The sequence below is a fragment of the Paraburkholderia caffeinilytica genome, from assembly GCF_051027425.1.
Lineage (GTDB): Bacteria > Pseudomonadota > Gammaproteobacteria > Burkholderiales > Burkholderiaceae > Paraburkholderia > Paraburkholderia caffeinilytica_A.
In genome coordinates, this window is sequence record NZ_CP186552.1 from 589,217 (window position 1) to 613,482 (window position 24,266).

At 62.8% G+C, this 24,266-nt stretch carries 22 protein-coding genes; 11 read left to right on the forward strand and 11 right to left on the reverse strand.

Annotated features, from left to right (window positions below; genetic code table 11):
• Positions 1–5 precede the first annotated feature (5 nt).
• The 3 genes from ACOSV0_RS02560 (at position 6) to ACOSV0_RS02570 (ending at position 2,778) form a co-directional block, all read left to right on the forward strand.
• Entirely contained in the window at positions 6–569 is a 564-nt protein-coding gene (locus ACOSV0_RS02560) for a YceI family protein (RefSeq protein ID WP_434108555.1), read from the forward strand.
• A 71-nt stretch (positions 570–640) separates the two neighbouring features.
• Positions 641–1,210 carry a YceI family protein gene (locus tag ACOSV0_RS02565; protein WP_434110374.1) on the forward strand — a complete coding sequence of 190 codons (570 nt, stop codon included), beginning with the start codon at positions 641–643 and terminating at the stop codon, positions 1,208–1,210.
• Positions 1,211–1,500: 290 nt separating this feature from the next.
• Complete coding sequence (locus ACOSV0_RS02570; protein WP_434108556.1) at positions 1,501–2,778, forward strand: MFS transporter; 1,278 nt, start codon at positions 1,501–1,503, stop codon at positions 2,776–2,778.
• A 233-nt stretch (positions 2,779–3,011) separates the two neighbouring features.
• On the opposite strand, the gene secF is transcribed toward ACOSV0_RS02570, so the two are convergent.
• The 5 genes from secF to queA all read right to left on the reverse strand — a co-directional run bounded on the left by secF (position 3,012) and on the right by queA (position 9,185).
• On the reverse strand, positions 3,012–3,962 hold the full coding sequence (gene secF / locus ACOSV0_RS02575) for a protein translocase subunit SecF (RefSeq protein ID WP_434108558.1): 951 nt from the start codon (positions 3,960–3,962) through the stop codon (positions 3,012–3,014).
• An 18-nt stretch (positions 3,963–3,980) separates the two neighbouring features.
• Complete coding sequence (gene secD, locus ACOSV0_RS02580; protein WP_434108559.1) at positions 3,981–6,029, reverse strand: protein translocase subunit SecD; 2,049 nt, start codon at positions 6,027–6,029, stop codon at positions 3,981–3,983.
• Between the two features lie 118 nt (positions 6,030–6,147).
• Positions 6,148–6,477 (reverse strand): preprotein translocase subunit YajC, encoded by a 330-nt coding sequence (gene yajC, locus ACOSV0_RS02585; protein ID WP_175052113.1) that lies wholly within the window; start codon positions 6,475–6,477, stop codon positions 6,148–6,150.
• A 207-nt stretch (positions 6,478–6,684) separates the two neighbouring features.
• Positions 6,685–7,890, reverse strand: coding sequence for a tRNA guanosine(34) transglycosylase Tgt (tgt, locus tag ACOSV0_RS02590; RefSeq protein WP_434108560.1), 1,206 nt, complete (start codon positions 7,888–7,890; stop codon positions 6,685–6,687).
• Positions 7,891–8,126: 236 nt separating this feature from the next.
• Positions 8,127–9,185 carry a tRNA preQ1(34) S-adenosylmethionine ribosyltransferase-isomerase QueA gene (queA, locus tag ACOSV0_RS02595; protein WP_434108562.1) on the reverse strand — a complete coding sequence of 353 codons (1,059 nt, stop codon included), beginning with the start codon at positions 9,183–9,185 and terminating at the stop codon, positions 8,127–8,129.
• Between the two features lie 148 nt (positions 9,186–9,333).
• Here queA and recG point away from each other — a divergent pair, with 148 nt between their 5' ends.
• From recG to ubiA, 8 genes are all read left to right on the forward strand, one after another.
• A complete protein-coding gene (gene recG / locus ACOSV0_RS02600) occupies positions 9,334–11,658 on the forward strand; it encodes an ATP-dependent DNA helicase RecG (protein WP_434108564.1) in 2,325 nt (774 codons plus the stop codon).
• A gap of 102 nt (positions 11,659–11,760) precedes the next feature.
• The gene (locus ACOSV0_RS02605) at positions 11,761–12,720 is read left to right on the forward strand and encodes a hydrogen peroxide-inducible genes activator (RefSeq protein WP_434108565.1); all 960 of its coding nucleotides are present in this window, start codon (positions 11,761–11,763) and stop codon (positions 12,718–12,720) included.
• Positions 12,721–12,902: 182 nt separating this feature from the next.
• A complete protein-coding gene (locus ACOSV0_RS02610; RefSeq protein WP_434108566.1) occupies positions 12,903–13,043 on the forward strand; it encodes a hypothetical protein in 141 nt (46 codons plus the stop codon).
• Between the two features lie 70 nt (positions 13,044–13,113).
• Entirely contained in the window at positions 13,114–14,568 is a 1,455-nt protein-coding gene (locus ACOSV0_RS02615) for a catalase (RefSeq protein WP_434108567.1), read from the forward strand.
• An 80-nt stretch (positions 14,569–14,648) separates the two neighbouring features.
• Positions 14,649–14,810, forward strand: a complete 162-nt coding sequence (locus ACOSV0_RS02620; protein ID WP_434108569.1) for a hypothetical protein — start codon at positions 14,649–14,651, stop codon at positions 14,808–14,810.
• A 163-nt stretch (positions 14,811–14,973) separates the two neighbouring features.
• Entirely contained in the window at positions 14,974–15,462 is a 489-nt protein-coding gene (locus ACOSV0_RS02625) for a Dps family protein (protein ID WP_434108571.1), read from the forward strand.
• A gap of 80 nt (positions 15,463–15,542) precedes the next feature.
• The gene (locus tag ACOSV0_RS02630; RefSeq protein WP_434108573.1) at positions 15,543–15,896 is read left to right on the forward strand and encodes a hypothetical protein; all 354 of its coding nucleotides are present in this window, start codon (positions 15,543–15,545) and stop codon (positions 15,894–15,896) included.
• Between the two features lie 31 nt (positions 15,897–15,927).
• Positions 15,928–16,791: a 4-hydroxybenzoate octaprenyltransferase gene (ubiA, locus tag ACOSV0_RS02635; RefSeq protein ID WP_434108574.1), complete on the forward strand. Its 864-nt coding sequence runs from the start codon at positions 15,928–15,930 to the stop codon at positions 16,789–16,791.
• A gap of 20 nt (positions 16,792–16,811) precedes the next feature.
• Here ubiA and proC read toward each other — a convergent pair whose 3' ends face one another.
• The 6 genes from proC to ACOSV0_RS02665 form a co-directional block, all read right to left on the reverse strand.
• A complete protein-coding gene (proC, locus tag ACOSV0_RS02640) occupies positions 16,812–17,627 on the reverse strand; it encodes a pyrroline-5-carboxylate reductase (RefSeq protein WP_434108575.1) in 816 nt (271 codons plus the stop codon).
• A gap of 57 nt (positions 17,628–17,684) precedes the next feature.
• The gene (locus tag ACOSV0_RS02645; RefSeq protein ID WP_434108576.1) at positions 17,685–18,383 is read right to left on the reverse strand and encodes a YggS family pyridoxal phosphate-dependent enzyme; all 699 of its coding nucleotides are present in this window, start codon (positions 18,381–18,383) and stop codon (positions 17,685–17,687) included.
• Between the two features lie 151 nt (positions 18,384–18,534).
• Entirely contained in the window at positions 18,535–19,761 is a 1,227-nt protein-coding gene (gene glcF / locus ACOSV0_RS02650) for a glycolate oxidase subunit GlcF (protein ID WP_434108577.1), read from the reverse strand.
• An 8-nt stretch (positions 19,762–19,769) separates the two neighbouring features.
• The gene (glcE, locus tag ACOSV0_RS02655) at positions 19,770–20,858 is read right to left on the reverse strand and encodes a glycolate oxidase subunit GlcE (RefSeq protein ID WP_434108578.1); all 1,089 of its coding nucleotides are present in this window, start codon (positions 20,856–20,858) and stop codon (positions 19,770–19,772) included.
• Positions 20,859–21,159: 301 nt separating this feature from the next.
• Positions 21,160–22,653 (reverse strand): FAD-linked oxidase C-terminal domain-containing protein, encoded by a 1,494-nt coding sequence (locus tag ACOSV0_RS02660; RefSeq protein ID WP_434108579.1) that lies wholly within the window; start codon positions 22,651–22,653, stop codon positions 21,160–21,162.
• A 99-nt stretch (positions 22,654–22,752) separates the two neighbouring features.
• The gene (locus ACOSV0_RS02665) at positions 22,753–24,168 is read right to left on the reverse strand and encodes an FAD-linked oxidase C-terminal domain-containing protein (protein WP_434108580.1); all 1,416 of its coding nucleotides are present in this window, start codon (positions 24,166–24,168) and stop codon (positions 22,753–22,755) included.
• Between the last annotated feature and the right edge of the window lie 98 nt (positions 24,169–24,266).

A 24,266-nucleotide genomic window follows, 5' to 3' on the forward strand; every position in this document is an offset into this window, starting at 1 on the left:
TAACCATGAAAGTTTCGTTTTATCGCTACATGCTCGCCGCGTTTGCGGCGGCTTCGCTGACCGCGTCCGGCAGTGCGCTTGCGCAGGTCGACGTTTCGAAGAGCTCGGTGACGGCAACGTCGAAACAGATGAACGTGCCGGTGGAAGGCAAATTCGGCAAATTCACCGCGCAGGTGAAGTTCGATCCGGCAAAGCCGGCTGACGGCAGCGCGCAGCTCAGCATCGACGTCGGCAGTTACGATCTCGGCGACGAAAGCTACAACGATCAGGTGCGCGGCAAGGACTGGTTCGACGCGAAGACCTATCCGACCGCAACGTTCGTCTCGAGCGCAATTGCGCCGGCCGGCGGCAACCAGTTCAAGGTGACCGGCAAGCTGACCATCAAGGGTAAATCGCAAACGGTGGTGGTGCCGGTCACGGTCACCCAGCAGGGCGCGACGCAAACCTTCGACGGCTCGCTGTCGATCAAGCGTTCGCAATTCGACATCGGCACCGGCGAATGGAAAGACACCTCGGTGGTCGCCGATGACGTGGTGATCAAGTTTCATATCGTTGCAGCACGCAAGTGACGTACGCTGCGCCGCTGTTCGGGCGCAGCCGCTTTCCTTCCAGAACAAAGGAGCATGAATTGAAAACTTCCCTGTTGATCGCCGTCGGCGCACTGGCTTCCTCTTTCTCGCTCGGCGCGTTTGCCGCGGCCGATACCTATCAGCTCGACCCGACTCACACTTATCCGAGCTTCGAAGCGGATCACCTCGGCGGCCTTTCGGTGTGGCGCGGCAAGTTCACCAAGAGCTCCGGCACGGTCACGCTCGACCGCGCGGCGAAAACCGGCACGGTGGACGTCACGGTTGACCCGGCTTCGGTCGATACCGGTAACAGCAAGCTCGACGAGCATCTGAAGACGGATGCGTTCTTCGACGTCGCCAGGTATCCGTCGGTGACCTATAAGGGCACCGATATCAAGTTCGACGGCGACAAGCCGGTCGAAGTGGTCGGCAACCTGACGATTCGTGGCGTGACCAAGCCGCTGAATCTGACGATCGATTCGTTCAAGTGCATGCAGCACCCGGTGCTCAAGCGCGAAGTGTGCGGCGTGGAAGCAAGCGCTCATTTCAACCGGGCCGACTACGGCATGGATTTCGGCGCGAAGTACGGTTTCAGCATGGATACCAAGCTGCATATTCAATCCGAAGGCATCAAGCAATAAGCGCTTTAACGAGCGTTTTACGTACTCGTATTTAAGGCTGCTTACGGCGCTGCCGTTGCGGCGCAACAAAAAAACCGCTTCATTCGCGTTTGCGATGAAGCGGTTTTTTATCGCCTGCCCGGTGCGCCGGAAGCCTTGTGCCGCCGTCATCGCCTATTTGTCGCTCGCCTCGTTTTAATTTTTCAGGTACATAGAGCGCTGACGCCATATTGGCTGTGCGCGCATCCAGTTTGGCAAGGTCGGCGCGTCAAACCCACGTCAATAATATTTCGCGCGTATTGGAGATCTGCATGAATGCAACGACAGCGGCAAACCTGGCGGGGAGCCGGCAGAATTCGTGGCGCGCGGTGGTCGCCGCCTCGATCGGCAACGCGCTGGAATGGTTCGATCTGGTGGTGTACGGGTTTTTCGCGGTCATCATCGCGAAGCTGTTTTTCCCGGCGGGTAACGACACGGTCTCGCTGCTGCTCACGCTCGTCACTTTCGGCGTGTCGTTCTTCATGCGGCCGCTCGGTGCGATCGTGATCGGTGCTTATGCCGACCGCGCCGGACGCAAGGCAGCGCTCACGCTGTCGATCCTGCTGATGATGTGCGGCACGCTGATCATCGCGGTTCTGCCGACGTATCAGAGCATCGGCATTGCCGCGCCGGCGATTCTCGTGGCGGCGCGTCTGATGCAAGGCTTTTCGGCCGGCGGCGAGTTCGGTAGCGCCACGGCTTTTCTCGCGGAACACGTACCGGGGCGGCGTGGTTTCTTCGCGAGCTGGCAGGTCGCGAGCCAGGGGCTTACCACGCTGCTCGCGGCCGGTTTCGGCGTGCTGCTGACCGGCAAGCTTTCGCCGGAGCAGATGGGTTCGTGGGGGTGGCGCGTGCCGTTCTTCTTCGGTCTTCTGATCGGACCGGTGGCGTGGTACATCCGCACCAAACTCGACGAAACGCCGGAGTTTCTCGCGGCGGAAACCACCACGACGCCGCTGCGCGACACCTTCACCAGCCAGAAGCTGCGCCTCGTGATTGCGATCGGCGTGGTGGTGCTCGGCACGGTGTCGACCTATCTGGTGCTGTTCATGCCGACCTACGGCGTGAAGCAGTTGGGTTTGGCGCCTTCGGTTGCGTTCGCGGCGATTGCGCTGACCGGTTTGATCCAGATGGTGTTTTCGCCGTGGGTCGGCCATCTGTCGGATCGTCACGGGCGCACCACGATCATGCTGATATCGGCGCTGCTGCTTCTCGTGCTGATCAATCCGGCGTTCGTGTATCTGGTCGCGCATCCGACCTTCGGTACGCTGATCGTGCTGCAGATCGTGTTCGGCTTTCTGATGACGGGTTACTTCGCGGCGCTGCCGGGTTTGCTTTCCGAGATGTTCCCGGTGCAGACGCGTACGACCGGCATGTCGCTGGCCTATAACATCGCCGTGACGATCTTCGGCGGCTTTGGACCGTTCATTATCGCGTGGCTGATCAGCTTCACGGGGTCGAAGGCAGCGCCGAGCTATTACATGATTTTTGCGGCGGCTGTTAGCCTGGTGGCGCTGATGGCGGCGCGGCGCAAGCTCGGGTTTCGTTAATACGTTGCCGCTTTATCCCGCTGCGCGACAGGGTTTCACGAACGCGTAGGGCGGGAGGCAGCGAGAGAACAGCGCTGTGCAGCAGGACAGCGAGGCAAGACAGTGCAGCAGGACAGTGAAGCAGAGCAGTGCGGCAAGACAGCGAGACAGGGCAGTGCGGCACAGGCAGTAAACGTAAAAGGCCGGTTCGAGAGAACCGGCCTTTTTTCATGACAACGCTGTCGACGGCAAGATCAGACTTGCGCGCCTGCGTTTGGATCGTCCGGATCGACGCGTTCCTTCTTGTCCTTAATCAGATCTTCGCGCTTCACGCCGAACCACATGGCGAGCGCCGCGGCCACGAACACCGACGAGTAGATACCGAACAGAATACCGACCGTCAGCGCCAGAGCGAAGTAGTGCAGCGTGGGGCCGCCGAACAGGAACATCGACAGCACCATCATCTGCGTACAGCCGTGGGTGATGATCGTGCGCGACATGGTGCTGGTGATTGCGTGGTTGATCACTTCGATCACGGTCATCTTGCGTTCGCGGCGGAAGGTCTCACGAATCCGGTCGAAGATAACGACGGATTCGTTCACCGAGTAGCCGAGCACCGCGAGCACCGCGGCCAGCACCGACAGCGAGAACTCCCACTGGAAGAACGCGAAGAAGCCGAGAATGATGACCACGTCGTGCAAGTTCGCGATCACGCCGGCCACCGCGTACTTCCATTCGAAGCGGAACGACAGGTAGATCACGATGCCGATCACCACGCAGGCGAGCGCGAGCAGGCCGTCGGTAGCGAGTTCCTTGCCGACCTGCGGCCCGACGAATTCGACGCGCTGCAACTGCACTTCCGGCGTGTCGGCCTTCAGCGCGCCCATCACCTGATCGCTCTGTTGAGCAGACGTGAAGCCCTGCTTGAGCGGCAGACGGATCAGCACGTCGCGCGAGGTGCCGAAGTTCTGCACTTGCGCGTCGGCATAACCGAGTTTGCCGAGCGTGCCGCGCACCGGTTCAAGCGGCGCCGCGCCCGGATACTGCACTTCGATGACGGTACCGCCGGTGAATTCCACCGACAGATGCAGCCCACGATGCAGCAGGAAGAACACGGCGGCAAGGAACGTCAGCAGCGAGATTGCGTTGAAAATCAACGCACGCTGCATGAACGGGATGTCTTTGCGAAAACGGAAAAATTCCATGGTCTTGTTCTCCGGGGTTCAGCGGGATGAACCCGGTTTCTGCGGCGGGTTCGACGAACCCGACGCGTCGCGGCGGCGCACGGTCGGCTTGGCGCGCGCCTGGGCCCCGGCTTTGGCCTTGGGCTTGGCGCTTGCCGCAGCGACGGCTCGTGCCGTGTCGGTCGCAGCATCTTCGTTGCCGAGGTAGGCAGCGGCGCCGTCGATACCTTCCGGTTGCGGACGCCACACCTGACCGATGGCCAGCGACTTGAGTTTCTTCTTGCCGCCGTACCAGAAGTTCACCACGCCGCGCGAGAAGAACACGGCCGAGAACATCGAGGTCAAGATGCCGATACAGTGGACCATCGCGAAGCCGCGCACCGGGCCGGAGCCGAAGGCGAGCAGCGCGAGGCCGGCGATCAGCGTGGTGACGTTCGAGTCGAGAATCGTCGCCCATGCATGCGCGTAGCCGTTCTGGATCGCCAGTTGCGGCGGCGCGCCGTGGCGCAGTTCTTCGCGCACGCGCTCGTTGATCAGCACGTTCGCGTCAATTGCCATACCGAGCGCCAGCGCAATAGCGGCGATACCCGGCAAGGTGAGCGTGGCCTGCAACATGGACAGCACGGCGATCAGCAGCAACAGGTTGACCGAGAGGCCGATCATCGAGATCACGCCGAACAGCATGTAGTACGCGATCATGAAGACGGCGATCGCCACGAAGCCCCACACCACCGAATGGAAGCCCTTCTTGATGTTGTCCGCGCCGAGGCTCGGGCCGATCGTGCGTTCTTCGATGATGTCCATCGGCGCGGCCAGCGAACCGGCGCGCAGCAGCAGCGCGAGGTCGGCGGCGCCTTGCGGCGTGGCCTGGCCGGTGATCTGGAAGCGGTCGCCCAGTTCCGACTGGATGGTCGCCACCGTCAGCACTTCGCCCTTGCCCTTTTCGAACAGCACCATGGCCATCGGCTTGCCGATGTTGTCGCGCGAGACGCTGCGCACCGCGCGGCCGCCCGCCGAATCCAGACGGATGTTGACCGACGGGCGCTGATGTTCGTCGAAGCCTGCCGACGCGTCGATGATGCGGTCACCCGTAAAGATGATCTGCTTGCGCAGCAGCACCGGCGTCTGGTTGCCTTGCGTGAACAGCTCGTCGCCAGGCGGCACCGGATCCGACGGATTCGGATGCGTGTTCACCGGATCGGCGAGGCGCGCTTCGAGCGTTGCCGTGCGGCCGATGATGTCCTTCGCCTTCGCCGTGTCCTGCACACCCGGCAGTTCGACGACGATACGGTCCGAGCCTTGCTGCTGGATCACCGGCTCGGCCACGCCGAGTTCGTTCACGCGGTTATGCAGCGTGGTGATGTTCTGCTTGAGCGCGGCGTCCTGCACGGCTTTCTGCACGGCCGGCGTGAACGTGCCGACCAGTTGCACACCGCCGTCAGGACTCGCTTGCGAGGCCCACTGGAGTTCGCTGATGCCGCGGCCCAGCTGCTTTATCGCGGCGTCCGCCGTGGCCTGGTCGGCGAAATTGATCACCACCGTCTGGTTGACGCGGTTCACGCCGCCGTCGCGGATGTTGTTGTCACGCAGCATGGTGCGTGCATCCGAAGCGTCGGAGTCGAGCTTCTTGTTGAGCGCACCGGCCATGTCGACCTGCAGCAGGAAGTGCACGCCACCGCGCAAGTCCAGGCCCAGGTACATCGGCAGTGCATGCAGGGCGGTCAGCCAGCGCGGCGACGCGCTTTGCAGGTTCAGCGCAACGATGAACTGCGGGTCGGTCGGGTCGCTGTTCAGCGATTTCTGCAGCAGGTCCTTCACGCGCAACTGCGTGTCGGTATCCAGCAGGCGTACGCGGATGTTCGCGTTGGTCGACGAGTTGTCGAACGTGACTTCGTCAGGCTTGATCTGATTGGCGGCGAGCGCCGCTTCGACTGCCGACAGCGTGGTCGAGTCGAGCTTGACCGTTGCCTTGCCGCTCGACACCTGCACCGCCGGCGCTTCGCCGAACAGATTGGGCAGCGTGTACACGAGGCCGATGACCAGAGCCACCAGCATCACGGCATATTTCCAGAGGGGGTAGCGATTCATGAGTGGTCCAACGGGAAGGTTGGCTTGGAAGCGATGCGTCCGGCGATGAGCGCGGGCAGTTCAGCGTTGTTCTGCGAGAACCGCCGGCGAGGCCGCGCCGGACGCGAGAGAGCAGGCCTTACAGCGACTTGATCGTGCCCTTCGGGAGAATCGTCGTAACCGACGCCTTTTGCACGGTGATTTCCGTGCCTTCCGAGATTTCGACGCCGACGTAAGCTTCACCCACCTTGGTCACCTTGCCGACGATGCCGCCATTCGTCACCACTTCGTCGCCCTTGGCCATGGCGGCGAGCATGTTGCGGTGTTCCTTCTGGCGCTTCATTTGCGGGCGAATCATGATGAAGTACAGCACGCCGAACATCAGAATCAGCGGCAGGAAGCTCATCAGGTTCGATTCAATGCCACCTGTTGCTGTGCCTTGGGCGAAGGCATCGGTAATGAACGACACGTTGGTCTCTCCGTTATAGATCGAAACAATCAAAAAAATCAGCCGGTTATTCTACCACCGGCCTGACAGGGGTCGAGGCGGCGAATCGGCTTTACGATCAACCGTTTAAAGCCTTTTTTTGCTGCGCTCGAAAGTTAATTGTAAGGTTTTCTGCGCGACGCCGACGAATTCCTCCAGCAAATTTGTCGGCTGATTACGGATCGCCGGCTAGTCGATGCCACGCGCGCGGTTCTCGTGGAAGCGTTTGCGGAAAGGCTCGAACAGTTTCGCGTCGATTGCGTCGCGCATTTCCTGCATCAACTCCAGGTAGTAATGCAGGTTGTGGATCGTGTTCAACTGCGCACCGAGGATTTCCCCTACACGATGCAGGTGATGCAGGTAGCCACGGGTGAAATTTCGGCAGGTGTAGCAACCGCACTGCTCATCGAGCGGGCGCAGTGAATTCTTGTGCGCGGCGTTGCGGATCTTGATGTCGCCGAAACGGGTGAAGAGCCAGCCGTTGCGCGCGTTGCGGGTCGGCATCACGCAGTCGAACATGTCGACGCCGGCCGCTACGCCTGCCACCAGATCTTCCGGTGTGCCGACGCCCATCAGGTAGTGCGGCTTGTCGGCCGGCAGCTTGGGGCCGATGTGGTTCAGCACGCGCATCATGTCTTCTTTCGGCTCGCCGACCGAGAGGCCGCCGATGGCGAGGCCGTGGAAATCCATTTCCGCGAGACCCGCCAGCGATTCGTCGCGCAGGTCTTCGAACATGCCGCCCTGAACGATGCCGAACAACGCGTTCGGATTGCCGAGGCGGTTGAATTCGTCGATCGAGCGTTTGGCCCAGCGCATCGACATACGCATCGAATCGGCCGCCTCCTGATGCGAGGTCGGCACGTTGTTGGTCGCGTACGGCGTGCATTCGTCGAACTGCATGACGATGTCCGAGTTCAGCACCTTCTGGATCTGCATCGACACTTCCGGCGACAGGAAGAGCTTGTCGCCGTTGATCGGCGAGGCGAACGTGACGCCATCTTCAGTGATCTTGCGCAGATCGCCGAGCGAAAACACCTGAAAACCGCCTGAATCTGTCAGGATCGGTTTCTTCCAGCCCATGAAGCCGTGCAGGCCGCCATGTGCCTCGATCGTTTCCAGGCCCGGGCGCAGCCACAGGTGAAACGTATTGCCGAGGATGATCTGCGCGTGCATTTCTTCGAGCTCGCGCGGCTGGACCGCCTTCACCGTGCCGTAGGTGCCGACCGGCATGAAGATCGGCGTTTCGACCACGCCGTGATTCAGCGTGACGCGACCGCGGCGGGCCTGGCCGTCGGTGCCGAGCAGTTCGAATTTGAGGCCGTTGTCAGGGCGCTCGGGCGTGCTCGCGCAGGTGTTGCAGGTACCGCTTGTATCGTGGGTATGACCTTCGGTCATGGGGACTCCTGTGCCACCGGAGAACAGTCCGGCGCAAATGATGAACGCCGCCGGGTAGACCACGGCGGCACGGTAAAAAATTCGAGATGCTGTGCCGACCAGCCGCTGCACGTGGGCGCAGGAGAGGTCGGCAACGACTGCCGCTACATCAACGTAGCAAGGAGCGGCAGACTACCGCGCGCGCTGCCGGCGCGCAACGCTATCGCACGGGATATTGCCGTGCGACACGAAACGTGTCAGATGTCGCGCCGCGTCAGCAGCATCGCGTCGCCATAACTAAAGAAGCGGTAACGCTGTTCGATCGCGTGGCGGTAAGTCTCGCGAATCGTTTCGACGCCCGCGAATGCCGACACCAGCATCAGCAACGTCGACTTCGGCAAATGGAAATTGGTCACGAGCCGGTCGACCACGCGAAACTTATAACCCGGTGTGATGAAAATGTCGGTTTCCGTGCTGGCTGCGCCGAGCGGACGTCCGGCGGCATCCGCATCGCGCGCGGCGGCTTCGAGCGCGCGCATCGATGTCGTGCCCACCGCGATCACGCGGTTGCCGCGCGCACGCGTTGCCGCGATCTTGTCGGCGAGCGATTGCGGTAGGTGGTACCACTCGCTGTGCATCTTGTGCTCGGCCAGGTTTTCCACCCGCACCGGCTGGAAGGTGCCCGCGCCGACGTGCAGCGTCAGCGTCGCGCGTTCTACTCCGCGAGCATCGAGCCGCGCGAGCAGTGCGTCGTCGAAATGCAGACCGGCGGTGGGCGCGGCCACCGCGCCCGGATTTTGCGCGAACACCGTCTGATAGCGGGTTTCGTCGGTCGCGTCGGGGTCATGTTCGATGTACGGCGGCAACGGCAGGCGGCCGAATTGCTCGATCAGCGTCAGGCCGTCGTCGGGGAAATGCAGTGTGTAGAACGGCTCGACGCGTTCGCCGATCGTGACGTCGAAGGCATCGGCGAGGCGAATCGTTGTGCCCGGCTGCGGGCTCTTGCTCGCGCGGATCTGCGCGAGCGCGGTGCGCTCGCCGGTCAGGCGCTCTACCAGCACTTCGACCTTGCCGCCACTGGCCTTCTGGCCGAGGAAGCGCGCCTTCAGGACTTTGGTATCGTTGAAGACCAGCAGATCGCCGGGCGCGATGCACTCGGGCAACTCGGCAAAGCGGCGATCGATCAGGCGCGCCGTGCCGGTGGCGTCGGCCGGGTTGACCACTTCGAGCAGACGGCTGGCGCTGCGCTCTGGCAGCGCTACTTGCGCGATCAACTCGGGTGGCAGATCGAAATCGAAATCGGAAAGCGTAAACATGCGGACGACTGGAAGCGAATTGGGACTGAATTGAGCCGAAGCCGGAGCCGGGCGGCTATGATTGCGGGACGCCAGAGCGGCCCGCGAGCCCGCGCGCTGATTGGCGGCGACACCTTTGACAGCCGATATTGTACTTGCGAAGCAACCCATGCCTTTGTCCGAACGCCGATCGCCCTCCGCTACCGATGAAGTGAGCGCCGAGCCGAAGCGCCGCGTCTCGCGGGGCAAAGCAGCGGCGGCCGATCTGAGCGACCCCGGCGCGGGTGTCGCGCCGGAGAGCGGCAAGGTCGCGCGTGAGGGTGAATTTGCTGACCCGTTCGGTGACAAACCCGCCGGCAAACCCGCGGGCAAAGCCACGAGGAAACCTGCTGCCGGGGTCGAAGCCGGCTCCGGCGCCGGCGCCAAGCCCGCAGCCAAACCCGTCGACAAGCTCGCCAAACTCGGTCTTACGCGCGATATCGATCTGGTGCTGCATCTGCCGATGCGCTACGAAGACGAGACCTCACTGACGCCGATCGGGCATCTGCTGCCGGGTGGCATCTCGCAAACGGAAGGCGTGGTGTTCGACAACGAAATTGCCTATCGCCCGCGCCGCCAGTTGCTGGTGAAACTGCGCGACGATGCCGGCGACGAACTCGTGCTCCGCTTTCTGAATTTCTACGGCTCGCAGGTCAAGCAGATGGCGATCGGCGCGCGGCTGCGCGTGCGCGGCGACGTGCGTGGTGGTTTCTTCGGCATGGAGATGGTGCATCCGGCGGTGCGCGTGGTCGACGAAGACACGCCGCTGCCGCAGGCGCTGACGCCGGTCTATCCGAGCACCGCAGGCGTGACGCAGGCGTATCTGCGCAAATCGATCGACAACGCGTTGTCGCGCACGTCGTTGCCGGAACTGCTGCCCGAGCCGATCGCGCGCGCTTATATGCAGCCGCTCGGCGTGCCGGCGCTGATGGACGCGGTGCGCACGCTGCATCATCCGGGCGTGCAGGCCGATGAAACAGCGCTGATGGACGGTACGCATCCGGCGTGGGTGCGGATCAAGTTCGAGGAGTTACTGGCGCAGCAGATGTCGTTGAAGCGCGCCCATGACGAGCGCCGCACGCGTGCGGCGCCGTCCATGCCGCGTCGCAAGTTGGGCGACGAAGCGGCGCTGGTGGCGCGTTTGCTGAAGGCGCTGCCGTTTTCGCTGACGGCGGCGCAAGAGCGCGTGGGCGGCGAGATTGCGCTCGATCTGACGCAGCCTCATCCGATGCAGCGGCTGTTGCAGGGCGATGTGGGCAGCGGCAAGACGATCGTCGCCGCGCTGGCAGCGGCGCAAGCAATCGACGCCGGCTACCAGGCCGCGCTCATGGCGCCGACCGAAATCCTCGCCGAACAGCACGCGCGCAAATTGCGCGGCTGGCTGGAGCCGCTGGGCGTGAGCGTCGCGTGGCTCGCCGGCAGTCTGAAGACGAAGGAAAAGCGCGCCGCGATCGAAGCGGCGGCGCTCGGCACGGCGCAGCTTGTGATCGGTACGCACGCGATCATTCAGGACGCGGTTGAATTCGCGCGGCTGGGCTTGGTGATTGTCGACGAACAGCATCGCTTCGGCGTGGCACAGCGTCTCGCCTTGCGCGCCAAGGCGCAAAACGCCGCCGACGGCGCGCGCGATTTCCAACCGCATCACTTGATGATGTCCGCCACGCCGATTCCGCGCACGCTGGCCATGACCTATTACGCCGACCTCGACGTCTCGACCATCGACGAATTGCCGCCTGGGCGCACGCCGATTCTGACCAAGCTCGTTTCCGATGCACGGCGCGAAGAAGTGATCGGCCGCGTGCGCGAGGCTGCGTTGACGGGACGCCAGGTGTACTGGGTGTGTCCGCTGATCGAGGAAAGCGAGACATTGCAGTTGCAGACCGCGGTGGAAACTTACGAGACGCTGGTGGCCGCGCTGCCCGAATTGAAGGTCGGGCTGGTGCACGGGCGTCTTGCGCCGGCGGAGAAGGCCGCGGTCATGGATGCGTTCACGCGCAACGAAGTGCAGTTGCTGGTGGCGACGACGGTGATCGAAGTGGGTGTGGATGTACCGAATGCCTCGCTGATGGTGATCGAGCACGCCGAGCGGTTCGGTCTCGCGCAATTGCACCAGTTGCGTGGACGGGTGGGGCGTGGGAGTGCGGCTTCAGTGTGCGTGCTGCTCTATACCGGACCGCTGTCGATGACGGCGCGGGCGCGCTTGCAGACCATGCGGGAAACCACGGACGGCTTCGAAATCGCCCGGCGCGACCTTGAGATTCGTGGCCCAGGAGAGTTTCTGGGCGCGAGGCAGTCGGGCGCGGCCATGTTGCGGTTTGCCGATCTCCAGAATGACCAATGGCTCATCGAGCCCGCCAGGGAGGCCGCCGCGGCTTTGCTCGAGCGCTATCCCGAGGTGGTGATGCAGCATCTGGCCCGCTGGCTGGGGGCTCGGGAGCAATATCTGAAGGCCTGAGGCCGTGCTGCTGGCGGCGCTAGAGGACCAAAAGGTTGGCGAACCGACCCTATAGGTGTATAACTAGAACCTATCGAACTCATCGCACTGATTGGTCCCCCAATGACGCTCACCGAATTGAAATACATCGTCGCGGTTGCCCGCGAGCGGCACTTCGGCCGGGCCGCCGAAGCGTGTTTCGTTAGCCAGCCGACGCTGTCGGTGGCCATCAAAAAGCTCGAAGACGAGCTCAACGTCCAGATCTTCGAGCGCGGCACCAGCGAAGTCAGTGTCACGCCGATCGGCGAACAGATTGTCACGCAGGCTCAGCGCGTTCTCGAACAAACGCTCGCCATCAAAGAGATCGCGAAACAGGGCAAGGACCCGCTGGTCGGGCCGTTGCGGCTCGGGGTCATCTACACGATCGGGCCGTATCTGCTGCCCACGCTCGTCAAACAGATGATCAAGCGTGTCCCGCAGATGCCGCTGATGCTGCAGGAAAATTACACGGTCAAGCTGATCGAACTGCTCAAGCAGGGTGAAATCGACGTCGCCATCATGGCGCTGCCGTTCCCGGAAACGGGCCTGATGCAACGCGCGCTCTATGACGAACCGTTTGTCGTCGCGCTGCCGTCAGGTCACGCGTGGGAAAACCGCGAGAAGATCGACGCCGAGGATCTCAAGCAGGAAACCATGCTGCTGCTCGGCAGTGGCCACTGCTTTCGCGACCACGTGCTGGGCGTGTGCCCTGAACTGATGCGCTTTTCGCAGAACGCGGACGGCATCCAGAAGACCTTTGAAGGGTCGTCGCTGGAAACTATCCGCCATATGGTGGCGAGCGGCGTCGGGATTACCGTGATGCCGCGTATGTCGGTACAAGAGGTCAAGCCTCATGCGGGCGGTATCGACTCGGGTCTGCTCAGTTACGTCGCTTTTGACGAGCCGGTGCCGGATCGCCGCGTCGTGCTCGCCTGGCGCAAGAGTTTCACGCGGATGCCTGCTATCGAAGCCATTTGCGACGCCATCAATGCCTGCGATCTGACGGGCGTCAAAAAGCTCGATCTGCCCGTCGCCGTCAATTAAGCGCGCTTCCCGCGCTCCAGACCGGCCCGCTGCGTACCGTCGGCGGCCGGTTCGGCGACTGCCCAGGCGCCGATAGTTGCAATCCCTATCGAATAGATAAAATTAATCAACCACGAAAATTCGATAGGATTGATATAGTTTCCTCCATGGATCGCCCGATCCCATAAGACCCGGAGGAAATCATGACGCAATCGAACTCGCAGCAAGTCCAAACCGTCGCCGCGCAAACTCCCCGCGTAATGGCCGGCACTTTCGCCGCCTCGATGCGCAGCATGCGCACGGTTGCGTTCTCCTTGCTGGTCGATCGGGCGCTGTCCGCTTGAGCCATAGGCATCAGCACGCCGCGCTTCTCCCCACATTCTGTTTCCGATAAAAGTCACTCAGGAGTCACGCATGTCCGAACGTAAGCTCACCAATGCAGCCGGCGCACCCGTCGCCGACAACCAGAATTCGATGACCGCCGGCGCGCGTGGTCCGGTCGTTCTGCAAGACGTCTGGCTGCTCGAAAAACTCGCTCACTTCGACCGCGAAGTGATTCCGGAACGCCGCGTTCATGCCAAAGGTTCGGGCGCATTCGGCACGCTGAAGGTCACACACGACATCTCGCGCTACACGAAGGCGAAGGTGTTCGCCCAGGTCGGCAAGGACACGCCGCTCTTCATGCGTTTTTCGACGGTGGCGGGCGAACGCGGCGCCGCCGACGCGGAACGCGACGTGCGCGGTTTCTCGATCAAGTTCTACACGGAAGAAGGTAACTGGGACGTGGTCGGCAACAACACGCCGGTGTTCTTCATTCGCGATCCGCTGAAGTTCCCGGACTTCATCCACACGCAAAAGCGCGACCCGTACACCAACATGCGCAGCAATGTCGCCGCATGGGATTTCTGGTCGCGTCATCCGGAATCGTTGCATCAGGTCACCATCCTGATGAGCGACCGCGGCATTCCGCAGAACTACCGCCAGATGCACGGCTTCGGTTCGCACACGTATTCGTTCATCAACGCGAACAACGAGCGTTTCTGGGTGAAGTTCCACTTCAAATCGCTGCAAGGCATTGAAAACTTTACCGATGCCGAAGCGGCGCAGGTCGTGGCGCAGGACCGTGAAAGCGCGCAGCGCGATCTGGTCGGCAACATCGACGCAGGCAATTTCCCGAAATGGCGTTTCGCCATTCAGGTGATGCCGGAAGCGGAAGCCGCGAACTATCGCTTCAACCCGTTCGACATCACGAAGGTCTGGTCGCAGAAGGACTACCCGCTGATCGACGTCGGCACGATCGAGTTGAACCGCAACGCGGCGAACTATTTCGCGGACGTGGAGCAGGCCGCGTTCACGCCGGCCAACGTCGTGCCGGGTATCGGCTTCTCGCCGGACCGTCTGTTGCAAGGTCGTTTGTTCTCGTATGGCGACACGCAGCGCTATCGCCTCGGTATCAATCACCATCAGATTCCGGTGAATGCGTCGCGTGTGGCGAGCCCGTATTCGTTCCATCGCGACGGCGCGATGCGCACGGATGGCAACCTCGGCGGTAACCTGAACTACGAGCCGAACCGCCTGGGCGACTTCGCGCAGGACACCAACGCGTCGGAGCCGCCGCTCGCAGCGGGTACGGTTGATCGTTACGATCATCGCGTGGACGAGGACTACTACACGCAGCCGGGCATGCTGTTTGCGCTGTTCGATGAAGCACAGCGTCAGCGTCTGTTCGGCAACATCGCGCGTCACATCAACGGTGTGCCGCAAGAGATCGTCGCGCGTCAGATCGAGCATTTCCGCCGCGCCGATCCGGCCTATGCGGAAGGCGTGATTGCCGCGATCGCCGCCCTCGCTGAAGGCGGCAAGAAGTAAGCAGTCGAAGTGAATTGATGCAGCAAGGCGGGGCGCATCGGCGCCCCGCCGGTATTGATACGAATCGGGAGAGCACGATCATGATCCAGATGATGATGTCCACCATTGGCGGCTCGTCTGCCGCACGCGGCGCGCAACAGCAGCAAGTCTTGATGCTGCGCAAGGTAGTGGGCTTCGCGATTGTCTCGAGCGGGCTGGTGGTGATTGTTGCGCAGGCCTTGCAACACGCGTTCGGCGCGTGATCGGGCTGATCGGACACAGGGCCGTGAGTGCGGCAAGCGGCCACGCGTCACACGAACGCAGCTGCTTTCTAAGATAAACTGGCGGGCGTTCGTTGTGCCGGGTTTGCTAGCGGCATACCGTCACTTTGCCGACCGGTTCGTATCACTCTTCAAAGGAGTCATCATGGCCAAGAAAGAAGCCGTACAGCACGTCAATATCGGGATCAGCGACAAGGATCGCAAGAAGATTGCAGAAGGCCTGTCGCGTCTGCTCGCCGACACCTACACGCTGTACCTGAAGACCCACAACTTCCACTGGAACGTGACGGGTCCGATGTTCAACACGCTGCATCTGATGTTCGAAACGCAGTACAACGAGCTGGCGCTCGCGGTCGATTCGATCGCTGAACGCATTCGCGCGCTGGGCGTGCATGCGCCGGGCAGCTACAAGGATTTCGCGAAGCTGTCGTCGATTCCGGAAGCGGACGGCGTGCCGGCTGCGGAAGACATGATCCGCCAGCTGGTGGAAGGTCAGGAAGCCGTGGTGCGTACCGCGCGCGCGATTTTCCCGTCGACGGAAGCCGCCAATGACGAGCCGACCGCCGACCTGCTGACGCAACGCATGCAAACGCACGAAAAGACCGCGTGGATGCTGCGCTCGATGCTGGCTTAAGCGTTCCGGGCGTTTCGCCTGGGTTCAACGCAGCGCATTGGCACTGGCGTTGAACTGAAACACAAACAAAGCCTCCCTTCGTGGGAGGTTTTGTTTTTGCGGCGCCGGTTTTGTACGCTAGTGTTGGCTTTGGCTTTGGCTTTGGCTTTGGCTTTGGCTTTGGCTTTGGCTTTGGCTTTGGCTTTGGCTTTGGCTTTGGCTTTGGCTTTGGCTTTGGCTTTGGCTTTGGCTTTGGCTTTGGCTTTGGCTTTGGCTTTGGCTTTGGCTTTGGCTTTGGCTTTGGCTTTGGCTTTGGCTTTGGCTTCGGTTTCGGTTTCGGCTTTGGCTTTGGCCCCGATCCCGGCCTGGTGTCGGCATCAGCCTCAGTTCGCGAGTTAGGCTTTTCGAGCCTCGCCCGCCCGGAGGCCGCTTGCCGCTCGCATCCCGTAAAATAGTCGCACCGCCTGCACTTCACCGAATTCGCCCATGTTCGCCCGACTTCCCCTGTATCTGCGCCTCGTCCGCATGGACAAGCCGATCGGCAGCCTGCTGTTGCTGTGGCCGACGCTCAACGCGCTGTGGATTGCGTCCGACGGCCACCCTTCGTGGCCGCTGCTAGTGATTTTCACGGTAGGCACGGTGCTGATGCGCTCGGCGGGCTGCGCGATCAACGATTACGCGGATCGCGACTTCGATCGCTACGTGAAGCGCACGGAAAACCGGCCGATCACGTCGGGCAAGATCAAGGCATGGGAAGCGGTGGCGCTGGCGGCCGGTTTGTCGCTGCTGGCCTTTCTGTTGATTTTGCCGTTGAACACGCTGACCAAGGAGCTATCGGTGGCGGCGCTGTTCGTCGCCGGTTCGTATCCGTTCACGAAGCGCTTCTTTGCCATTCCGCAGGCGTACCTCGGCATTGCGTTCGGCTTCGGCATTCCCATGGCGTTTGCCGCGATTCAGGATCACGTGCCGATGCTCGCCTGGGTCATGCTGCTGGCCAATGTGTTCTGGTCGGTGGCGTACGACACCGAATATGCGATGGTCGATCGCGACGACGATATCAAGATCGGCATCCGCACCTCGGCGCTGACCTTCGGCCGTTTCGACGTAGCGGCGATCGTGCTGTGCTATGCGGTGACGCTGGGAATTTACGCCGGCATCGGCGTGATGCTCGGCTTCGGCGTGTTGTATTGGCTCGGATGGGTGGCAGCGGCGGGCTGCGCGATCTATCACTACACGCTCATCCGAAACCGCGAGCGCATGGCGTGCTTCGCGGCGTTCCGTCATAACAACTGGCTGGGCGGCGCGTTGTTTGTCGGCATTGCGGCGCATTACGCGGCGGCTTCGTTGTAGTTCCAAACCGCCAACCGCGCTTACAGCTTGCCGAACTCGTCGCCCATTTCCTTGGCGCGCGCATCGGCGGCGAGCACACCGCGCACGATCGCGTTCTTGATTCCGCTAGCCTCGAACGACGTCAGCGCGGCTGCCGTGGTGCCGCCTTTCGACGTCACACGTTCGCGCAACAGGCTCGGCGGCTCGTCCGAGTTCGCGGCCAATTGCGCCGCGCCCGTGAAGGTCGCGACGGCCAGCGCGCGGCCTTGTGCTTCATCCATGCCGAGTTGGCGCGCGGCTTCCTGCAACGCCTCGATGAAATAAAACACGTAAGCGGGACCGCTGCCCGAGATCGCGGTGACGGCGTCGATCTTCGCTTCGTCGTCGAACCAGACGGTTTGGCCGACTGCGCCCAACACTTGCGACGCGAGCGCGCGGCCCGCTTCGTCGACGCTGCCGGTCGCCACAAGGCCCGTCACGCCCATGCCGATCAGCGCCGGCGTATTCGGCATCACGCGTACGATGCGCGCGTGGCCGTTCAGCCAGCGCGACATGTCATCCATGCGAATGCCCGCGACGATGCTGATTGCCAGTTGCGACGCGTTCAGATGGGGCGCCAGCGCTTCGGCGACGCTCTTCAGGATCTGCGGCTTCACTGCCAGCACGACGGCGTCGTACGACGCGAGTGCGGCGTCCGAGGCCGCACCGGTCTTGATGCCGAATTGCTGCTCATTGCGCTTGCGCGCGTCTTCGTTGGGATCGATCGCGTACAGGTCGGCGGGCGCGACGCCGCGCTTGATGAGGCCGCCGATCAACGCGGCTGCCATGTTGCCGCCGCCAATAAAAGCAATTTTCATGATGTTCCGAAGGAGGTCTCGTGAGGCGTCAGGAAAGGAAAGAAAGGCCCGAAACGGTCAGTTAGAGTAATCTCGCGCACCGAAGATCGCGGTGCCGACGCGCACGATCGTCGCGCCTTCCAGCACGGCGGCTTCGAGGTCGCTCGACATGCCCATGGAGAGCGTATCGAGTTCAAGTCCGTCGTTACGGAGCCGCTCGAACAGCTCGCGTAATTGTCGATGCGGCACACGCTGCTCTTCGATATTGCCGGCGGGTTCCGGAATCGCCATCAGGCCGCGCAGATTCAGCTTCGGCAGCGCGGCGATTGCCTGCGCGACCTCGACGGCCTCGGGAATGCTCACGCCGCTTTTCGATGCTTCGCCGCTGATGTTGACCTGCAGGCAGACGTTCAACGGCGGCAGGTTGTCCGGGCGCTGCTCCGACAGGCGCTGCGCGATCTTCAGGCGATCGACCGAATGCACCCAGTCGAAGCTTTCGGCGACCGGCCGCGTCTTGTTCGATTGCAACGGTCCGATGAAATGCCATTCGAGCGACGCGCGCAGATCCGCTAACGCTCCGATTTTGGTGATGGCTTCCTGCACGTAGTTCTCACCGAACGCGCGTTGGCCGGCTGCGTAGGCGGCGCGCACGTCTTCGGCGGGAAACGTCTTCGAGACGGCGAGCAGGGTGATCGAGCGCGGATCGCGTCCGGCCACTTGCGCGGCGAGGGCGATGCGCTGCTGCACCGCTTCGAGGTTGTGGATCAGATCGGGCATGGGACGGAACCGGAAGTCCGGCGAAAGGCGATGATCGAATTATACGGACGCCGCCACCTCGTGCCGCTTTATGCCGCGGCCGGAAAGGTGAGAGCGCTTGCGGCGATGCACCGCAAGCTACGTGCCGCGCTTCTCGTCAGAATCGATCGCCTCAGGCGGACAGCATATGCTCCACCAGTTCGATCCAATGCGCGACCGGCGTCGACGTGCCGCTTTGCAGATGCGCAATGCAGCCGACGTTTGCCGACACGATCACTTGCGGTTCCTGCGCCTGCAACTGTTCGAGCTTCTGATCGCGCAGTGCATACGAGAGCTTGGGCTGCGTCAGCGAATACGTGCCGGCCGAGCCGCAGCAGAGGTGATTGTCGGCGGGCAGGCGCACTTCCACGCCGAGCGCGGCCAGTAGATGTTCGACGTTGCCGCGTACCTGCTGACCATGCTGCAACGTGCACGGCGGATGAAACGCCACCGTATGGATCGCGCGGCGGCGTGTCACGGCGACGAGCGCTTCTTCGAACTCGGGCAGGATCTCCGCGACGTCGCGCGTCAGTTCGGTCACGCGACGTGCCTTCTCCGCATACGCGGGATCGTTGCGCAGCAGATGCGCGTATTCCTTGACCGTCGCGCCGCAGCCGGACGCATTCATCACGATCGCTTCGACACCCTGTTCGATATACGGCCACCACGCGTCGATATTGGCGCGCAGGTCGTCGAGCGCTTCGTCGTGGTAGCCCAGGTGCAGACGGATGGCGCCGCAGCAGCCTGCTTCGGGCGCGATCAACGTTTCTATGCCGAGTGCGTCGAGCACGCGCGCCGTCGCTATGTTGACGTTCGGCATCATCGACGGTTGCACGCAGCCCGCGAGCATGAGCATCTTGCGCGGATGTTTCGCGGTCGGCCATTCGAGCGGACGCTGCCGCGACGGCACCTTGTCGCGCAATTTTCTGGGCAGAAGCGGGCGGAAGTGCTGACCGAGTCGCATGACCGGCGTAAACAGCGCGCCGTTCGGCACGAAGCTCGCGAGTAGCCGGCGCACCATCCGCTGGCGGAGCGGACGCGTGACTTTTTCCTCGGTGATCTTGCGGCCAATCTCGACCAGCCGGCCGTATTGCACCCCGGACGGGCAGGTGGTCTCGCAGTTGCGGCAGGTGAGGCAGCGATCGAGGTGGACCTGGGTGCTGCGCGTGACCTCGGCGCCTTCCACCATCTGCTTGATCAGATAGATGCGGCCGCGCGGGCCGTCGAGTTCGTCACCCAGTATCTGATACGTCGGACAGGTCGCCGTGCAGAAACCGCAATGCACGCAATTGCGCAGGATGGCGTCGGCTTCGTCGCCATCGGGCGTGTTGCGAATGAAGTCCGCGAGGTTGGTTTGCATCGCGTCGCTCAGAAGTCGGGGTAGAGGCGGCCGCGATTGAAGATGCGGGCCGGGTCGAATGCGGTTTTCAGGCCGCGATGGATCTTCATCAGCGGTGCGGGCAGCGGCGTGAACACTCCGGCGCTGCGGTCGTAGCCATAGCCGGTGCGAAAGATGGTGGCGTGGCCGCCGGCCTGTTTGGCGCTCATACGTACGGTTTGCGCGTCGGTGTCGGTGATCCACCAGCGCTGGGCGCCGCCCCATTCCATGAGTTGCGCGCCGGGCAATTGCAGCGGCTCGGTAATCGATGGCAGCGCGAGGCGCCAGAGCGCGGCTTTCGGCGGGATGGCCGAAAAGAACGAGTCGGTCTGTTCACGCAGGCCGGCCCAGAAACGCTCGGCCTCCACGGCGTCGACGACTTCGCCGCCGAGCGCGGTGCGCGCCGTTTTGACGGCGGCTTCCGCGCCGGCCATGCGCACGGCCAGTGTGCCGTGACGCCAGGCGCTCGCCGTGATCGGCAGCGGCCGGCCGCCCCATTCGTTGAGCTTGCGGACCGCGTCGGTTCCGTTCATGTCGAATTTGAGCGTGGCTTCGGCCTGCGGCAGCGGCAGCACTTTGATCGATAGTTCGAGGATCAGCCCAAGGGTGCCCAGCGAGCCTGCCATCAAACGGGAGACGTCGTATCCGGCGACGTTCTTCACCACCTGGCCGCCAAAATGCAGCGCCTGGCCCTGGCCGTTCATGATGACGGCGCCCAGCACGAAGTCGCGCGCCGCACCGGCCGACGGGCGGCGCGGACCGGCGATGCCCGCCGCGATGCAGCCGCCGAAGGTGGCCTGCGGCCCGAAGTGCGGAGGCTCGAAGGCGAGCATCTGATGGTGTTCGGCCAGCGCGGCCTCGATCTCCAGCAGGGGCGTGCCCGCGCGCGCCGTGATGACCAGTTCGGCCGGATCGTAGGCGATGATGCCGCGATAAGCGCGCGTGTCGAGGATGTCACCTTCCAGCGTCTGACCGTACCAGTCTTTGGTGCCGCCGCCACGGATGCGCAGTGTGCGCCCTTCGGCGCTGGCTGAACGCACGCGTTCAGACCAAACGGCGACGATGTCGTCCTCTTCCATGGTGTCCTGCTTCGTTGTGTTTCGATTGATTGTACCGGGCGGCGGCGCGCTGGCAACCCGGAGCGGACCCGCATCGGGTAATCAGGGTGGGAGCCGGGAAGACGCAGCGGTGCGGGTTATGCGCGGTGCGTGCGATGCTGGTGTGACGGAGGAACGGCCAGCGGCGCTGCGTGAGTGCCGATGGTGCGTCCCGTTATGTGGACGGGTGTAAGGCGGTCAGCGGTCTGCTGTGGGAGGCGCAGGCCGCTGACCGCGTCATAGGCCGACAGTTGCGCGGCGCGTGGGCTAGTCCGCGGATGCTTTAGAACCGCGGCAGGTCGGGATGTGGCAACAAGCCGCCGCGCACATGCATCTTGCCGTACTCGGCGCAGCGGGCGCGGGTGGGAATACCCTTGTCGGGATTGAGCAGGCCCGGTGTGTCGAAGGCGCGTTTGACCGCGTGAAACGCGTCACGCTCCTCAGGCGAAAACTGCACGCACATCGAATTGATTTTCTCGATGCCCACGCCGTGTTCGCCGGTCACCGTGCCGCCCAGTTCGACGCACGTCTCGAGAATGTCGCAACCGAAGGCTTCGGCCCGGTGCCACTCGTCCATATCGTTGCCGTTGAACAGAATCAGCGGGTGCATATTGCCGTCGCCGGCATGGAATACGTTGATGCAACGCAGGCCGTATTTCTTCTCCAGCACTTCTATGCGTGCCAGCAGCGGTCCGATACTGCGGCGCGGCACGGTGCCGTCCATGCAGTAGTAGTCAGGCGAAATGCGGCCGGCCGCCGGGAACGCGTTCTTGCGCCCGGACCAGAAACGCAGCCGTTCGTTTTCCGAACGTGAAATCTGGATGCGCGTTGCGCCCTGTTCGCGCAGCACCGCGGTCATGCGCACGATTTCGTCGGCCACTTCTTCCGGTGTGCCGTCCGATTCGCACAGCAGGATTGCCGCCGCGTCGAGGTCGTAGCCGGCTTTGACGAACTCTTCGACGGCGCGCGTAGCCGGTTTGTCCATCATCTCCAGGCCGGCCGGAATGATGCCGGCCGCAATGATGCCGGCGACCGCGTTGCCGCCTTTCACGACGTCGTCGAAGCTGGCCATGATGACCTGCGCCGTTTGCGGTCTCGGGATCAGCTTGACGGTGACCTCGGTGACGATCGCGAACATGCCTTCGCTGCCGATCAGCACCGCGAGCAGATCGAGCCCGGGGGCGTCCGGCCCGAGCGAACCGAATTCGACGATTTCGCCTTCCATCGTTACGGCGCGCACACGCAGCACGTTATGCACGGTAAGGCCGTACTTGAGACAGTGCACGCCGCCCGAATTCTCGGAGACGTTGCCGCCGATCGTGCAGGCAATCTGCGACGACGGATCAGGCGCGTAGTAAAGACCATACGGCGCGGCGGCCTCGGAAATCGACAGATTGCGCACGCCCGGTTGCACCGTGGCGGTCCGGGCGTATGAATCGACTTCGACGATCTTGCGAAAGCGCGCGAGCGACACCACCACGCCGTGACGAATCGGCATCGCCCCGCCGGACAAGCCGGTGCCCGCGCCGCGCGGCACGATCGGCACGTCGAGCCGGTGACAGATCTGCACGATGCGCTGCACCTGCGATTCCGTCTCGGGCAAGGCGACCGCGAGCGGCAGACGCCGATAGGCGGCGAGGCCGTCGCACTCGTAGGCGACGGTGTCTTCTTCGCGGTACAGCAGACAGTGGGTCGGCAGCACGGCCATCAGTGCCTGCACGACTTCGCGCTGGCGCTGGGCGAGAACTTCGGCCGTCAGTTCGACGGGTGCGTTCATATGACTTGTCTCCTCGTGTCTTTCACCCTGCGTGCCCGGTCGAGCCTGGTGATGCGGCGGCACGCGTTGCCACTGCTTTAACCAGGTGTTGATGACGTCTCAAGCCGCCCAGGAAAAGATCTTGCCCGGGTTCATCAGATTGCGCGGGTCGAGCGCATGCTTGATGGAGCGCATCGTATCGACCGCGACTTCACCGTGTTCTTCGAGCAGGAAGTTCATCTTGTGCAGACCGACGCCGTGTTCGCCCGTGCAGGTGCCGTCCATACGCAGCGCGCGCTGTACGATGCGATGGTTCAGGCGCTCCGCTTCGGCGAGCTCTTCCGGCTTGTTCGGATCGATCAGGATCGCGACGTGGAAGTTGCCGTCGCCGACATGGCCGACGATCGGGCAGGGCAGCGGCGACTCCTTCAGATCCTGCTCGGTTTCCACCACGCATTCCGCGAGACGTGAGATCGGTACGCAGACATCGGTCGTGACGGCGCGGCAACCCGGCTTCAGTTGCAGCATCGCGAAATAGGCGTTGTGACGCGCGTTCCACAGGCGGCTGCGGTCTTCCGGCCGGGTCGCCCATTCGAAGTCTTCGCCCGCATTCTGCGCGGTGAGTTCCTGCACCAGTTCGGCTTGCTCTTTCACACCGGCCTCGGTGCCGTGGAATTCGAAGAAGAGCGTGGGCGCTTCGCGCAACGTCAGATTCGAATGGCGATTGATCGAGCGGATCGCGAGCGAGTCGACGAACTCGACACGTGCGATCGGCACGCCCATCTGGATCGTTTCGATGACCGCGCGCACCGCATCGCCCATCGACGGGAACGTGCAGACCGCGGCCGAGACCGCTTCCGGTTGCGGATACAGCCGGACGGTGATTTCGGTAATGACGCCGAGCGTGCCTTCCGAGCCGACGAACAGACGCGTGAGGTCGTAACCCGCCGACGACTTGCGCGCGCGCGTGCCGGTTTTGATCACGCGGCCGTCGGCGAGAACCACGGTCAGCCCGAGTACGTTTTCGCGCATCGTGCCGTAGCGTACAGCGTTGGTGCCCGAGGCACGCGTGGCCGACATGCCGCCGATGCTCGCGTCGGCACCCGGGTCGATCGGGAAAAACAGGCCGGTGTCGCGCAGCGCTTCGTTCAACTGCTTACGCGAGATGCCGGGTTCGACCGTGACGGTCAGGTCTTCGGCGTTGATCGACAACACGCGGTTCATTTCCGACAGATCGATCGACACACCGCCCTGCACCGCCAGCAGATGTCCTTCAAGCGACGAACCATTGCCGTAGGGAATGATCGGCACGTTGTACTGGCCGCACAGTTTGACGATGGTTTGCACGTCTTCCGTATTGCGGGCGAATACGACGGCGTCGGGCAGTTGGGGGTCGAACGGCGATTCGTCGCGGCCATGATGGGCACGCACGGCTTCTGCCGTGGACACGCGTTCGCCGAAAGCGGCTTTGAGTGCTGTCAGCAACTCGGCGGGAAACGGCCGGCGCAACGGGGCCGGCGGCACGGGATGATTCACGCATGTCTCCTGATATTGGGACGGAGCTGTTCTGCAGCTTGTGCTTCATTTTACGCCGATCGCCTCCGGACCGGCGTTGGAGGCGGCTGTCCGCTTTT

Bases quoted from the DNA above. Each gene is read 5' to 3' on its own strand.
- secD (WP_434108559.1), bottom strand. From the start codon at position 6,029: ATGAATCGCTACCCCCTCTGGAAATATGCCGTGATGCTGGTGGCTCTG.
- ACOSV0_RS02560 (WP_434108555.1), top strand. From the start codon at position 6: ATGAAAGTTTCGTTTTATCGCTACATGCTCGCCGCGTTTGCGGCGGCT.
- queA (WP_434108562.1), bottom strand. From the start codon at position 9,185: ATGTTTACGCTTTCCGATTTCGATTTCGATCTGCCACCCGAGTTGATC.
- ubiA (WP_434108574.1), top strand. From the start codon at position 15,928: ATGTTCGCCCGACTTCCCCTGTATCTGCGCCTCGTCCGCATGGACAAG.
- ACOSV0_RS02570 (WP_434108556.1), top strand. From the start codon at position 1,501: ATGAATGCAACGACAGCGGCAAACCTGGCGGGGAGCCGGCAGAATTCG.
- ACOSV0_RS02620 (WP_434108569.1), top strand. From the start codon at position 14,649: ATGATCCAGATGATGATGTCCACCATTGGCGGCTCGTCTGCCGCACGC.
- ACOSV0_RS02645 (WP_434108576.1), bottom strand. From the start codon at position 18,383: ATGCCCGATCTGATCCACAACCTCGAAGCGGTGCAGCAGCGCATCGCC.
- ACOSV0_RS02610 (WP_434108566.1), top strand. From the start codon at position 12,903: ATGACGCAATCGAACTCGCAGCAAGTCCAAACCGTCGCCGCGCAAACT.
- glcE (WP_434108578.1), bottom strand. From the start codon at position 20,858: ATGGAAGAGGACGACATCGTCGCCGTTTGGTCTGAACGCGTGCGTTCA.
- ACOSV0_RS02625 (WP_434108571.1), top strand. From the start codon at position 14,974: ATGGCCAAGAAAGAAGCCGTACAGCACGTCAATATCGGGATCAGCGAC.
- ACOSV0_RS02605 (WP_434108565.1), top strand. From the start codon at position 11,761: ATGACGCTCACCGAATTGAAATACATCGTCGCGGTTGCCCGCGAGCGG.
- tgt (WP_434108560.1), bottom strand. From the start codon at position 7,890: ATGACCGAAGGTCATACCCACGATACAAGCGGTACCTGCAACACCTGC.
- ACOSV0_RS02660 (WP_434108579.1), bottom strand. From the start codon at position 22,653: ATGAACGCACCCGTCGAACTGACGGCCGAAGTTCTCGCCCAGCGCCAG.
- glcF (WP_434108577.1), bottom strand. From the start codon at position 19,761: ATGCAAACCAACCTCGCGGACTTCATTCGCAACACGCCCGATGGCGAC.
- recG (WP_434108564.1), top strand. From the start codon at position 9,334: ATGCCTTTGTCCGAACGCCGATCGCCCTCCGCTACCGATGAAGTGAGC.
- ACOSV0_RS02615 (WP_434108567.1), top strand. From the start codon at position 13,114: ATGTCCGAACGTAAGCTCACCAATGCAGCCGGCGCACCCGTCGCCGAC.
- proC (WP_434108575.1), bottom strand. From the start codon at position 17,627: ATGAAAATTGCTTTTATTGGCGGCGGCAACATGGCAGCCGCGTTGATC.
- secF (WP_434108558.1), bottom strand. From the start codon at position 3,962: ATGGAATTTTTCCGTTTTCGCAAAGACATCCCGTTCATGCAGCGTGCG.